This is a genomic window from Rhodovulum tesquicola, assembly GCF_024128855.1.
GTDB classification, from domain to species: domain Bacteria; phylum Pseudomonadota; class Alphaproteobacteria; order Rhodobacterales; family Rhodobacteraceae; genus Rhodovulum; species Rhodovulum tesquicola.
In genome coordinates, this window is record NZ_JAMYDV010000009.1 from 33,998 (window position 1) to 47,107 (window position 13,110).

Annotated in this window: 12 protein-coding genes and 1 pseudogene; 4 read left to right on the plus strand and 9 right to left on the minus strand. The window is 66.3% G+C overall.

Annotated elements, in window-relative coordinates; genetic code table 11:
- Nucleotides 1-126 precede the first annotated feature (126 nt).
- The 6 genes from NHN26_RS09590 to NHN26_RS09615 form a co-directional block, all read right to left on the minus strand.
- Entirely contained in the window at nucleotides 127-921 is a 795-nt protein-coding gene (locus NHN26_RS09590; RefSeq protein ID WP_253089262.1) for a crotonase/enoyl-CoA hydratase family protein, read from the minus strand.
- Nucleotides 914-1,789 carry a hydroxymethylglutaryl-CoA lyase gene (locus tag NHN26_RS09595; RefSeq protein WP_253089263.1) on the minus strand — a complete coding sequence of 292 codons (876 nt, stop codon included), beginning with the start codon at nucleotides 1,787-1,789 and terminating at the stop codon, nucleotides 914-916. Before NHN26_RS09595 ends, NHN26_RS09590 begins: the two co-directional genes overlap by 8 nt.
- Complete coding sequence (locus NHN26_RS09600) at nucleotides 1,782-3,722, minus strand: ATP-binding protein (protein ID WP_253089264.1); 1,941 nt, start codon at nucleotides 3,720-3,722, stop codon at nucleotides 1,782-1,784. Before NHN26_RS09600 ends, NHN26_RS09595 begins: the two co-directional genes overlap by 8 nt.
- An 86-nt stretch (nucleotides 3,723-3,808) precedes the next feature.
- The gene (locus NHN26_RS09605; RefSeq protein ID WP_253089265.1) at nucleotides 3,809-5,413 is read right to left on the minus strand and encodes a carboxyl transferase domain-containing protein; all 1,605 of its coding nucleotides are present in this window, start codon (nucleotides 5,411-5,413) and stop codon (nucleotides 3,809-3,811) included.
- A gap of 111 nt (nucleotides 5,414-5,524) precedes the next feature.
- Complete coding sequence (locus tag NHN26_RS09610) at nucleotides 5,525-5,992, minus strand: lysozyme inhibitor LprI family protein (RefSeq protein ID WP_253089266.1); 468 nt, start codon at nucleotides 5,990-5,992, stop codon at nucleotides 5,525-5,527.
- A gap of 87 nt (nucleotides 5,993-6,079) precedes the next feature.
- Complete coding sequence (locus NHN26_RS09615; RefSeq protein WP_290442912.1) at nucleotides 6,080-7,243, minus strand: isovaleryl-CoA dehydrogenase; 1,164 nt, start codon at nucleotides 7,241-7,243, stop codon at nucleotides 6,080-6,082.
- 136 nt (nucleotides 7,244-7,379) lie between these two features.
- Here NHN26_RS09615 and NHN26_RS09620 point away from each other — a divergent pair.
- Nucleotides 7,380-7,837: pseudogene (locus NHN26_RS09620) on the plus strand (CreA family protein).
- Nucleotides 7,838-7,864: 27 nt separating this feature from the next.
- On the opposite strand, the gene clpX reads toward NHN26_RS09620, so the two are convergent.
- The 3 genes from clpX to NHN26_RS09635 form a co-directional block, all read right to left on the minus strand.
- A complete protein-coding gene (clpX, locus tag NHN26_RS09625) occupies nucleotides 7,865-9,127 on the minus strand; it encodes an ATP-dependent Clp protease ATP-binding subunit ClpX (protein WP_253089267.1) in 1,263 nt (420 codons plus the stop codon).
- 146 nt (nucleotides 9,128-9,273) lie between these two features.
- Complete coding sequence (locus tag NHN26_RS09630) at nucleotides 9,274-9,906, minus strand: ATP-dependent Clp protease proteolytic subunit (RefSeq protein ID WP_253089268.1); 633 nt, start codon at nucleotides 9,904-9,906, stop codon at nucleotides 9,274-9,276.
- 161 nt (nucleotides 9,907-10,067) lie between these two features.
- On the minus strand, nucleotides 10,068-10,553 hold the full coding sequence (locus tag NHN26_RS09635) for a MarR family winged helix-turn-helix transcriptional regulator (protein ID WP_132696246.1): 486 nt from the start codon (nucleotides 10,551-10,553) through the stop codon (nucleotides 10,068-10,070).
- A 250-nt stretch (nucleotides 10,554-10,803) separates the two neighbouring features.
- Between NHN26_RS09635 and ectA the strand changes: the two genes are divergently transcribed.
- The 3 genes from ectA to NHN26_RS09650 are packed head-to-tail and all read left to right on the plus strand — an operon-like array spanning nucleotide 10,804 to nucleotide 13,074.
- Nucleotides 10,804-11,343: a diaminobutyrate acetyltransferase gene (ectA, locus tag NHN26_RS09640; protein ID WP_253089269.1), complete on the plus strand. Its 540-nt coding sequence runs from the start codon at nucleotides 10,804-10,806 to the stop codon at nucleotides 11,341-11,343.
- Between the two features lie 44 nt (nucleotides 11,344-11,387).
- A complete protein-coding gene (gene ectB / locus NHN26_RS09645; protein WP_253089270.1) occupies nucleotides 11,388-12,674 on the plus strand; it encodes a diaminobutyrate--2-oxoglutarate transaminase in 1,287 nt (428 codons plus the stop codon).
- Between the two features lie 4 nt (nucleotides 12,675-12,678).
- Complete coding sequence (locus NHN26_RS09650; protein ID WP_253089271.1) at nucleotides 12,679-13,074, plus strand: ectoine synthase; 396 nt, start codon at nucleotides 12,679-12,681, stop codon at nucleotides 13,072-13,074.
- Nucleotides 13,075-13,110 lie beyond the last annotated feature (36 nt).

A 13,110-nucleotide genomic window follows, 5' to 3' on the forward strand; every position in this document is an offset into this window, starting at 1 on the left:
GCCGGGCAGAAATGTATACAGTCGTGCGCATTGAAAACGCGCCAGAATGATGCATCCCGGAAAATGTATTGAAAACAATATGCTTCCACGCCGGAGCTCGGAAATCGCGGCGGCGCCCGGCGGGTATCAACCAGCCTCGCCGACCGCCCAGCGCGGCTTGCGCCGCTCGAAGAAAGCCGCGATTCCCTCGGCCGCCTCGTCACTCTCCCAGGCCGCGACAAGACGGGCGATGCTGTCCTCGATCACCGCCTCGTCGATGCGCGGACCCAGCGCGCGCAGTTGCGCCTTGGCGCGGGCAACTGCGCCCGGAGCACAGGCGAGGAAAGGCGCGATCTCGGCCTCGGTGGCGGCGTCCAGCTCCGATTCCGGCACCGCCCGCGCCAAGAGACCCATCGCCACCGCCTCGCCCGCATCGAAACGCCGGCCCGACAGGAAAACCCGCCGCGATGCGGCCTCGCCCAGCCGCGCCGCGACATAGGGGCCGATGGTGGCCGGGATCAGGCCCAGCCGCGTCTCGGTCAGCGCGAAACGCGCGGTATTGACCCCCACCGCGACGTCGCAGACCGATATCAGCCCCACGCCGCCGCCAAAGGCCGGCCCCTGCACCCGCCCGATCAGCGGCCTGGGCATCGCGTTCAGCGCGCCAAGCATCGCCGCCAGCCGCCGTGCCGCCGCGGCTCGGGTCGGGCCATCGGCCGCGATCTGGGCCTGCATCCAGGCCAGATCCCCGCCCGCGCAGAAACTTGCGCCATTGCCGGTCAGCACGACCACGCGCACCGCTGGATCGGCACCCAACCGCTCGGCCGCCGCATGCAGCGCCGCGATCAGCTCTTCGGACAGCGCGTTGTGCTTGTCGATCCGGTTCAGCACCAGCCGCGCCACGCCGCGCCCGTCGATCTCGATGCCCAGTTCCTCACGCATCGCGCCCGTCTCCCTCGCCTGTGCGCATCGCGCGCGCCATCGCAGCCGCCGCCTGGATCACCGCCAGATCAAGCCCGGTCTCGTAGCCCAGTTCCGCCAGCCGCGCCGCCACCGCCTCGGTCGCCACGTTGCCGGTGGCACCCTTTGCATAGGGGCAACCGCCAAGCCCGCCCACCGCCGCATCGAAGACCCGCAAGCCCAGCGCCAGCGACGCCTCGATATTGGCCAGCGCCCGCCCGGCGGTGTCGTGGAAATGCCCCGCCAGCCGGTCGGACGGCGCGACGTCGAGCACCGCGCGCAGCATCGCGGATACGCTGTCCGGCGTGCCCTGCCCGATCGTGTCGCCAAGGGAAATCTCGTAGCAGCCAAGGTCCATCAGCCGTTCGGCCACCTCGGCAACGCGCGCGGGCGGCGTCGGGCCGTCATAGGGGCAATCGGTCACGCAGGAAATGTAGCCGCGCATGCGCATCCCGTCGGCCCGCGCCGCCTCGGCCACGGGGGCGAAACGGTCCAGGCTTTCGGCGATGGTTGCATTAATATTGGCCCGGCTGAACCCTTCCGAGGCCGCGCCGAAAATCGCAATCTCGTCCGCGCCCGCGGCTTTGGCCCGTTCATAGCCCTGCATGTTCGGCGTCAGCGCGGCATAGCGCACGCCCGGCGCGCGGGCGATGCCCGCCAGCACCTCGGCGCCATCGGCCATCTGCGGTACCCATTTCGGGCTGACGAAACTTGCCACCTCGATCCGCCGGAACCCGGCGCGCGACAGCGTGTCGATCAGCGCGATCTTTTCGCCCGTCGGGATCGGCCGCTTCTCGTTCTGCAACCCGTCGCGCGGGCCGACCTCGAAGATCTCGACCCGCTCAGCCATCCGCATCCTCCAGCCGGATCAGCGGCGCGTGGGGCTCGACCTGTGTTCCCGGCGTGACCATCACCTCGGCCACCACGCCATCGCGCGGGGCGGTCAGGGTGTGTTCCATCTTCATCGCCTCGAGAATGGCCAGCGGTTCGCCGACCGTCACCGCCTGCCCTGCCGTGGCAAAGACCGCCTTGACAAGGCCCGGCATCGGCGCCTCGATCACGCCGGAATGGGCATGCGCAGCCGCGGCCCGGTCCAGCGGATCGAGCGGCACGAAACCGAAGGTGCCCGCCTCCCCGGCAAAGACATGGATCGCGCCGCCCGCCCGCAGCACCGGCCCCGGCGCGCGGCCTGCGATGCGCCAGCCGCCCGCATCGCGATGCGCCTCGAGCAACTCGCCCGCGATCTCGACCTCTGCGCGGCCGGGGCCGGTGGCCATCACCACGCCCGTGATCTCCTCGCCCGCATGGGCCAGCGTCAGCGTCCGACGGAGCGGCGACCAGAGCGCGAAGCCCGCAAGCGCCCCCTCGGGCAGCGCGGCGGCTTCGAGCAGCGCGGCGGCCTGCACGGCCATCGAGGGGCCCGGCGCCTCGGTCAGCGCGGCAAGGTCGCGCTCGATCAGGCCCGTGTCCACCTCAGCCCGCGCGAAACCTTCATGCCGGGCAAGACGGCCGAGAAAGGCCAGGTTCGTCACCGTGCCCGCAACCTGCGTCTCGTCCAGCGCGCGCGCCAGACGGTTCAGCGCGACCGCGCGGGTGGGGCCATGCACGACGATCTTGGCGATCATCGGGTCATAGAACGGGCTGATCCTGTCGCCCGTGCGCACGCCCGTATCGGCGCGCAGCCCGGTCGGAAAGGCCAGATGGGCCAGCGTTCCCGTGGCGGGCAGAAAGCCTGCGAGCACGTCCTCGGCGTAAAGCCGCGCCTCGAAGGCATGGCCGGTCAGCGGGATGTCGTCCTGCCGCAGCGGCAGCCCCTCTCCGGCGGCGACGCGCAGTTGCCATTCCACCAGATCGAGGCCGGTGATCGCCTCGGTCACGGGATGTTCGACCTGAAGCCTTGTGTTCATCTCCATGAACCAGAACCGGTCGGGCCTCAGCCCGTCCGAGCCATCGACGATGAACTCGACCGTGCCCGCGCCCTTGTAGCCGATGGCCTTCGCCGCCCTGACCGCCGCCTCGCCCATCGCGGCGCGCATCTCGGCGGTCATGCCGGGCGCGGGGGCTTCCTCGATCACCTTCTGGTGGCGGCGTTGCAGCGAGCAGTCGCGTTCGTACAGATGCACGGCGTCCACCCCGTCGCCGAAGACCTGAACCTCGATATGGCGGGGTTTCTCGACATATTTCTCGATCAGCACCGCATCATTGCCAAAGGCACTGCGGGCCTCCGAGCGGGCGGCGGACAGCGCGGCGGGGAAATCGGCTGCGGCCAGCACCTTGCGCATGCCCTTGCCACCGCCGCCCGCCACGGCCTTGATGAGCACGGGATAGCCGATGGCCTCGGCCGCACCGGCCAGGTGTTCGTCATCCTGGTTGTCGCCGTGATAGCCCGGCACCACCGGAACGCCCGCCTGTTCCATCAGTGCCTTGGCAGCATCCTTGAGCCCCATCGCCCGGATCGCGGAGGCCGAAGGCCCGATGAAAACCAGCCCCGCCGCCTCGACCGCATCGACGAAACCGGGGTTCTCGGACAAGAAGCCATAGCCCGGATGGATCGCCTGCGCCCCGGTGGCGCGGGCGGCCGCGATGATGCGCTCGGCGCGCAGGTAGCTTTCGGCCGGCACTGCGCCGCCGATGGGCACCGCCTCGTCGGCGGCGGCGACATGGGCGGCGTATTCGTCAACGTCGGAATGGACTGCGACGGTTGCCACCCCCATCCGGCGGGCGGTGGCGATGATGCGGACCGCGATTTCGCCGCGGTTGGCGATGAGGATTTTCCTGAACATCCGTGCCTCTTGTTGCGGTCGCCTGCGGGGGGCCAGCCCCCCGCACCCCCCGGGGTATTTGGCCCAAGAAGAAGGAGGGGGCGGGGCTACATCCGGAACACGCCAAAGCGGGTTTCGGGGATGGGCGCATTCAGCGCGGCCGAGAGCGAGAGGGCGAGCACCGCGCGCGACTTGCGCGGGTCAACGATGCCGTCATCCCAGAGCCGAGCCGAGGCGTAAAGCGGGTGGCTTTGCCGCTCGAACATCTCGATGGTGGGGCGCTTGAACTCGACCTCCTCCTCGGGCGACCAGGTGGCGCCCGACCGTTCGATGGCGTCGCGCCTGACCGTCGCCAGCACGCCCGCCGCCTGTTCGCCGCCCATCACCGAGATGCGGGAATTGGGCCAGGTCCAGAGGAAGCGGGGCTGGTAGGCGCGGCCGGCCATGCCGTAATTGCCCGCACCGAAGGACCCGCCCACGATCATGGTGATCTTGGGCACATTGGTCGAGGCGACGGCGGTGACCATCTTGGCGCCGTGGCGCGCGATGCCCTCGTTCTCGTATTTGCGGCCAACCATGAAGCCGGTCACGTTCTGAAGGAAGATCAGCGGCGTGCCGCGCTGGGAACAGAGTTCCACGAAATGCGCGCCCTTCTGGGCGGATTCCGAGAAGATCACGCCGTTATTCGCGATGATGCCCACGGGGATGCCCATGACATGGGCAAAGCCCGTGACCAGCGTCTCGCCGAAGCGCGGCTTGAACTCGTCGAAGCGCGAGCCGTCCACGATGCGCGCGATCACCTCGCGGATGTCATAGGGCGTGCGCAGGTCGGTCGGCACCACGCCCAGCAATTCCTCGGGGTCGTAGGCGGGGTCTTCGGGCGTTTCCAGCCGCACGGTCGCGGGTTTCCCGCGGTTGAGATGCGCGATGGCCCGGCGGGCGAGTGCCAGCGCATGGGCATCGTCCTCGGCAAGGTAGTCGGCCACGCCCGAAAGGCGGGTATGCACGTCGCCGCCGCCCAGATCCTCGGCCGTGACCACCTCGCCGGTGGCGGCGCGCACCAGCGGCGGTCCGGCCAGGAAGATCGTGCCCTGTTCGCGCACGATGATGGTGACATCCGACATGGCGGGGACATAGGCGCCGCCTGCGGTGCAGCTTCCCATCACCGCGGCGATCTGGGGGATGCCCTTGGCAGACATCCGGGCCTGATTATAGAAGATGCGCCCGAAATGGTCGCGGTCGGGGAAGACCTCGTCCTGGTTGGGCAGGTTCGCGCCGCCCGAATCCACCAGGTAGACGCAGGGCAGATGGCATTCCTCGGCGATTTCCTGCGCGCGGAGGTGTTTCTTGACCGTCATCGGGTAATAGGTGCCGCCCTTCACGGTGGCGTCGTTGCAGACCACCATGACCTCCTGGTCATGCACCCGCCCGATGCCCGCGATCACCCCCGCACAGGGGGCGTCGCCGCCGTAAAGCCCGTGCGCCGCCGTTGCGCCGATTTCCAGGAACGGCGCGCCCGGGTCCAGCAGGTTCGCCACCCGCTCGCGCGGGAGCATCTTGCCGCGTGACAGATGCCGTTCGCGGGCCTTCTCGCCGCCCCCGGCGGCAGCCAGCGCGGCGGCCTCCTCGATCAGGCGCAGCGCGTCCAGATGGGCGGCGCGGTTCGTGCGGAAAGCGTCCGAACCGGGGATAGCATTGGAATTCAGGCGCATGCGTGCTGCTCCCCGAACTGCGGGGTCCCTGCGCGATCCGTAGCCATTGCCGTGCTCCTCCCTTCGCCCGCACCCGCGCCGCCCCCTCCCCCGGGGCGGTGCGCGCAGGGGCTACTTGGTTTCCATGTATTTGACCGCGCTTTCCAGAAACAGCGCCTGTTCGCCGATCCGTTTCATCGTGCAATTGCCCGCGGCGGTCGTCGTATAGGGCGTGCCGCGGCGCATCATCGCCTCGACCGCGCAGCGGATCTCGCGCCATTCGGCCCATTTCTGCTGCTGGATTTCCAGATCCTCGGTCAGGCTGAAGGGCACGTCCTTGGATTTCGGGTTCTTCGCGAAATTGGCATCCGCAGCCTTGGCAAGTACCATCATCCGGTCGTGGGCGGCCGCCATCCGGCCCGTCCAGTATTCCGACTCCTGCCCCATGCAGGCCGCGATATCGCTGGGCGAGGCGTTCTTGATTCGCTGGAAACAGGCACGGGCGGATTCGCCGATGCATGTCACCTCCGCCCCGGGGGTGCGCTGCTTTTCCAGGCATTCCAGCGTGGCATCGGGCGAGAACCGGACCTGTTGTGCCATTGCAGGGGCTGCGAGGGCCAGGCTTGCGGCAAGAAGAAGGGAGAGTCGCATGGGATCACCTTTCAAAGTTGATTTTGTGACTCAGCTTTACTCCATCGCCTTCATCAATTCACGCCCAACCAGCATCCGCCGGATCTCGGACGTGCCTGCGCCGATCTCCATCAGCTTGGCGTCGCGGAACAGCCGCGCCACGGCGCTGTCGGCCAGAAATCCAGCCCCGCCCATGGCTTGCACCGCCTGGTGGGCCTGCTTCATCGCCTCTTCGGACGCGTAAAGCACGCAGGCGGCGGCATCCTGGCGCGTCACCCGTCCGCGATCACAAGAACGTGCGACGGCATAGACATAGGCCCGGGCGCTGTTCATCGCCGTGTACATGTCGGCGATCTTGCCCTGCATCAGCTGGAAATTCCCGATGCTTTCGCCGAACTGCTTTCGGTCGCGCATGTAGGGCATGATCTCGTCCAGAGAGGCCGCCATGATTCCGGTGCCGATGCCGGCCAGGACCACGCGCTCGTAGTCCAGGCCCGACATCAGCACCCGAACGCCCTTGCCCTCCTCGCCAAGGACGTTCTCGAAGGGGACTTCCACATCGTCGAAGATCAGTTCGGCCGTGTTCGAGCCACGCATCCCGAGCTTGTCGAAATGCGGAGACGTGGAGAACCCCTTCATCGTTTTCTCGATGATGAAGGCCGTGATGCCCTTGGGCCCGGCCTCCGGGTCGGTCTTGGCATAGACCACCAGCGTATCGGCATCGGGACCGTTGGTGATCCAGTATTTCGTGCCGTTCAGCGTGTAATAGCCGTTCCTTTTCTCTGCGCGCAGCTTCATCGACACGACGTCGGACCCCGCCCCGGCCTCGGACATGGCAAGCGCGCCGACATGTTCGCCCGAAAGCAGACCGGGCAGGTATTTGCGTTTCTGCGCGTCGGTCCCGTTCAGTTTGATCTGGTTCACGCACAGGTTGGAATGCGCCCCGTAGGACAGCGATACCGAGGCCGAGGCGCGCGCGATTTCCTCGACCGCGATCACATGGGCCAGATAGGACATGCCCGCGCCGCCATATTCCTCGGGCACGGTAATGCCCAGCAGCCCCAGATCACCCATCTCGCGCCAGAGCGCGGCCGGGAAGATGTTGGTCCGGTCGATTTCGGCCGCCATCGGCTTGACGCGCTCCTGCGCCCAGCGATGCACCATCTCGCGCAGAGCGGCGGTGTCCTCGTCGAGGTCGAATTCCATCGTGGCGGTGAACATCCGGCGCGCCTCCTCCAGGCACTTATTGAACGCTTGTTCATTAAATAGCACCCCGGCGGGTGCGGCGTCAATCGTGCTGGCGGGGCGCGGGCGTCGCACCTACCCTGACCGCGGAAACGACCCCGGAGAATTCGCCATGATCCGCGCCGCCCTTGCCGTGCTTCTTGCCCTGCAGCCGCTCGACGCGCCCGCACAGGAGGTCGGGCGCGTCGGCGTGGACTGGACCGGGAACGACATCATCCTCGAGGCGGTGGCCGATCCCAAGGTGAAGGGGGTGACCTGTCACATCGCCTATTTCAGCCGCTCGCTGATCGACCGGTTGAGCCAGGGCAACTGGTTCGAGGATCCGTCGAACGCCTCGATCGCTTGCCGCCAGACCGGCCCCATCGAGATCGGCCCGATCGACCGCAGCCAAGGCGGCGAGGAAGTGTTTCGTGAAAGCCGTCTCTGGTGCTGAAATCGCTGCGCGTCCGTCGTGTCTTTGACGAGGCGAACCAGACGCTGATCTACCTGGTCCATGCCCGCGAACTGACTCAGGGCTCGGCCAAGATGTCGATCTCGACCGTGCCACTTTTCCGCTCGGGGGCCGAATAGAGACCCCGCCGGACGCAGGTGCCCCGCTCAACCGGCGGTGGCGCCTTCCTTCTTGTGATCTGCATGGATCATCAGCGGCGCTGCATCCGAGGTCACAGCCTCTTCATTGACCACCACCTCCTCGACGCTGTCCATGCCGGGCAGATCGAACATGGTATCCAGCAGGATATCCTCCATGATCGAGCGCAGGCCACGCGCGCCTGTCTTGCGGGCAATCGCCCGCTTGGCGATGGCCGACAGCGCATCCGTGGTGAAGGTCAGCTTGACACCCTCAAGCTCGAACAGCCGCTGATACTGCTTGACCAGCGCATTCTTGGGCTCGGTCAGGATCTGCACCAGTGCGGGCTCGTCCAGGTCCTGAAGCGTCGCGATCACCGGAAGGCGACCGACGAATTCGGGAATCAGGCCGAATTTCAGCAGATCCTCGGGTTCGAGTTCCTTGAACATCTCGCCCACGCCGCGGGTGTCGTTCTCCTTGACGTCCGCGCCGAAACCGATGGCCGATCCCTTGCCGCGCTGCGCAATGATCTTTTCCAGCCCGGCAAAGGCACCGCCACAGATGAACAGGATGTTCGTGGTATCGACCTGCAGGAACTCCTGCTGCGGATGCTTGCGCCCGCCCTGCGGCGGCACCGACGCGACCGTGCCCTCCATGATCTTCAGAAGCGCCTGCTGCACGCCCTCCCCGCTCACGTCCCGCGTGATCGAGGGGTTGTCGGACTTGCGGGTAATCTTGTCGACCTCGTCGATATAGACGATGCCGCGCTGGGCGCGCTCGACATTGTATTCCGACGCCTGCAGCAGCTTGAGGATGATGTTCTCGACATCCTCGCCGACATAGCCCGCCTCAGTCAGCGTGGTCGCATCGGCCATCGTGAAGGGCACATCAAGGATGCGCGCCAGCGTCTGCGCCAGCAACGTCTTGCCGCAGCCGGTCGGGCCGATCAGCAGGATGTTCGATTTCGACAGCTCGATCTCGGACTTGCCCGCGTGATTGAGCCGCTTGTAGTGGTTATGGACCGCGACGGACAGCACCCGCTTGGCGTGCATCTGGCCGATCACGTAATCGTCCAGCACCGAACAGATGTCCTTGGGCGTCGGTACCCCGTCGGCGGATTTCAGGCCGGTGGCCTTGGTCTCCTCGCGGATGATGTCCATGCAAAGTTCGACGCATTCGTCGCAGATGAACACGGTCGGCCCGGCGATAAGCTTGCGCACCTCATGCTGGCTCTTGCCGCAGAACGAGCAGTAGAGCGTGTTCTTGGAGTCGCTGCCTGAAGTCGTCGCCATATCGGTCCTCTGCGGTCGTTCTGTGCGGCCCGTCCGGACCCTTTAGCCCGGAAGGCAGCCATTGCGCCCCACGCCACCAAGCAGCGTAGGGCAGTCATTGCCGGGGCACAACGCCAAAATCCGGATGGATCGTCCCGGGTTTTGCGTCAGGCCTTGGTCCCTTCCACGGCTTCGCGGCTTTCGACGATCTGGTCGATCAGCCCCCAGGACTTGGCCGCCTCCGGATCCATGAAGTTGTCCCGCTCAAGCGCGTCCACCACTGCCTGGAACTCCTGACCGGTGTGTTTCACGTAGATCTGGTTCAGCCGGTCCTTCAGCTTCTGCGTCTCCTGGGCGTGGATCATGATATCCGTCGCCTGGCCCTGGTAGCCGCCCGAGGGCTGGTGCACCATGATCCGCGAATTGGGCAGCGAGAAGCGCATCCCCGACGCACCGGCGGCCAGCAGAAGCGAACCCATCGACGCCGCCTGCCCCACTACCAGGGTCGACACCTTGGGCTTGATGTACTGCATCGTGTCGTAGATCGACAGCCCCGAGGTCACCACGCCGCCGGGGCTGTTTATGTACATCGAGATGTCCTTGGTCGGGTTTTCGGCCTCGAGGTGCAGCAGTTGGGCCACGATCAGCGAGGACATCCCGTCATGGATCGGCCCGGTGATGAAGATGATCCGCTCCTTCAGAAGGCGCGAGAAGATGTCATAGGCCCGTTCGCCGCGCGAGGTCTGCTCGACCACCATGGGCACGAGGGTGTTCATGTAATGGTCGATCATGTCGGTCATGTGCGCCTGCCTCAGGGATGCTGTGCGGGCCGGATGGCCCCTGTCTCCCCGAAGTCTTAGTTCCGGCTCCGGGGGCCTGCAAGGGATAGAGCAAAATTGGACCGTTGTCGGTTGATGCGCCCCGGATCGCCCGAAGCGCAAGCAGCGATGGCCCCATTCGCTCAATTCGCGGGCGGTGCCTTGCGGATATCGCCGAGATCCAGCACAGGCGCCACGTCCAGATGCCCCGCATCCAGAAGCCCCGCCACCCTTTCCAGCGCAGCGACCAGCATTGCCTGCTCCCAGTCGGGTAACGCCTCGAAGGCGGCGACATAGCGGTCGTGCAGCGGGTCAGGCGCGCGCGCGATGGCCTCGCGCCCGGCCTCGGTCACGAAGATGTTCATCTGACGGCGGTCGGCCTCCGAGCGGCGGCGCTCGACCAGGCCCTTTGCGACCAGCCGGTCGATCAGCGTGGTCATCGTGGGCTGCGACACCCCCATCCGCGCCGAAATTGCCTTGGGCGTGCTCTGCCCGGTCTCGGCCACGATCTGCAACACGCGGATCTGCACCGGAGTCAGTCCGGCGGCACGCGCCAGGTCGCGCCCGTAAAGCTCGGTCGCGCGCAGGATGCGGCGCAGGGCGATCAGGCTGACATCGGACCGTTTCACGACACCTCCTTCGACTGACGAAGCGACCGTTCCCACCGATCCGGGCGACTCGCAAGCGTAATTTTTTCGTCTTACGAAGCATTTATGACACCTGTCATCCCATGAACTTGCGTGTATGAACCCAAATATAAGCCTATAAATAGCTATTTATAGCGTCATCAATCCAGAAATCTCCCCACAAACTTAGCCTGTTGAAATTTCTTTTGACTAACTATATATAGCGTCGCAACAGGACGGAGGACAGATCATCATGGTCGAGACCATCGAAGCGAAACCGCTCTCTCGCACCGCGCCCATCACCTTCCGCCGCCCCACCGGGGCGGATGGCGAGGCGGTTTGGGCGCTGATCCGGGCGTGCAAGCCGCTCGACGAAAACTCGCTCTACTGCAACCTGATCCAATGCGATCACTTCGGCGACACATGCATCCTTGCCGAGATCGAGGGGCAGGTCGTGGGCTGGATCTCGGCCTATCTGCTGCCCTCCGACCCCGAGACGCTGTTCATCTGGCAGGTGGCCGTGTCCGGCCGCGCGCGCGGACGCGGACTCGGCCGCAAGATGCTGTTCGCGCTTCTCGAACGCGACGCCTGCGCTGGCGTGATGCGGCTTCAGACCACGATCACGCCGGACAATGACGCCTCCTGGGGACTGTTCCGTGGCGTGGCCCGCCGCTTGGGCGCGCGCCTCACGGACAAGCCGCATTTCACGCGCGATGACCATTTCGGCGGCCGCCACGCGACCGAGCACATGGTCACGATCCGGCTGGCCGAAGCGCTGCCGCTGGCCGCCTGATCCGACCCTCATCCGTTTCCATATCGAAAACAAGGGGATGCCCCATGTCGACTGTTCCGACAGCCGAAACCGACATCTACGCGCGCCGCGAATCCGCCGTGCGCTCCTATTGCCGCAGCTTTCCGGTCAGCTTCGCCCGCGCCGAGGGCGCAACCCTGATCGATGCCGACGGCAATTCCTATATCGACTTCCTCGCAGGCTGTTCCTCGCTGAACTATGGCCATAACGACCCCGACATGAAGGCCGCGCTGGTCGAGCATATCCAGCGCGACGGGATCGCGCATGCGCTCGACATGCATACCGAGGAAAAGGCCGCCTTCCTCGCGGCCTTCGAGCACCATATCCTGCATCCGCGCGGGATGGAGCATCGCGTGATGATGACCGGCCCTACCGGCACCAACGCGGTCGAGGCCGCGCTCAAGCTGGCGCGCAAGGTCACGGGACGGCGCAACGTGATCGCCTTCACCAACGGTTTCCACGGCATGACGCTGGGCGCGCTCGCTCTGACCGGCAATGCGGGCAAGCGCGCGGGCGCGGGCACCGCCCTGCCCGACGTGACGCATCTGCCCTACGAAAACAGCATGGGCGAGGACGTGGACACGCTGGAGTTGATCGAGACGCTGCTCACGAACCCCTCGTCCGGGATCGAGCCCCCCGCGGCCTTCGTCGTGGAACTGGTGCAGGGCGAAGGCGGGCTGAACGCCGCCTCCTGCGAATGGGTGCAGGGCATCGCGCGGATCGCCCGCGAACACGGCGCGCTGCTGATCGTCGACGACATCCAGGCCGGGATGGGCCGCACCGGCAGTTTCTTCAGCTTCGACCACATGGGCATCGAACCCGACATGGTGACGCTGGCGAAATCGCTGTCGGGGTTCGGCCTGCCCTTTGCCTGCGTGCTGGTCCGGCCCGAACACGACATCTGGAAACCGGCCGAGCATAACGGCACCTTCCGCGGCAACACCCATGCCTTCGTGACCGCCCGCGTCGCGCTGGAGAAGTTCTGGGCCGACGACACGCTCAGGAACCAGATCGCGCTGAAATCCCAGGTTCTGGAAGAACGGCTGAACACGATCGCCGCCCGGATCGAGGGCGCGCGCCTCAAGGGACGCGGCATGATGCGCGGCGTCGATGTCGGCTCGGGCGAACTTGCCGGCCGGATCTGCGCCGAAGCCTTCCGCCATGGCCTCGTGATCGAGACCTCGGGCGCCCATGACGAGGTGGTCAAGGTGCTCGCCCCCCTCACCATCCCGATGGAGCAGTTCCGCCAGGGTCTCGACATCCTGGAGGCGGCGGTGGAGACGCTCGTCCCTTTCCCGGTGGCGGCGGAGTAGGCCCATGATCGTACGCGACTTTCACAAGCTCAAGGACACGAACCGCGCGGTCTCGGATGCGCAATGGACCTCGGTGCGCATGCTGCTGGCCGATGACGGGATGGGGTTTTCCTTCCACATCACCACGCTGGCTGCGGGCTCGGACCACACGTTCCACTACAAGCATCATTTCGAGAGCGTCTACTGCATCTCGGGGCGCGGCGCGATCACCGACCTCGCCTCGGGCGAGACCTTCGAGATCCGGCCCGGCGTGATGTATGCCCTCGATCAGCACGACCGGCACACCATCCGCGCCGACGAGGATCTGGTGATGGCCTGCTGCTTCAACCCGCCGGTGACCGGCACCGAGGTGCACCGCGAGGACGGATCCTACGCGCCGGCCGCGGCCCTCGCCGACTGACATCTCCAGACAAGGGCGCCCCCGGGGTCAACCCGG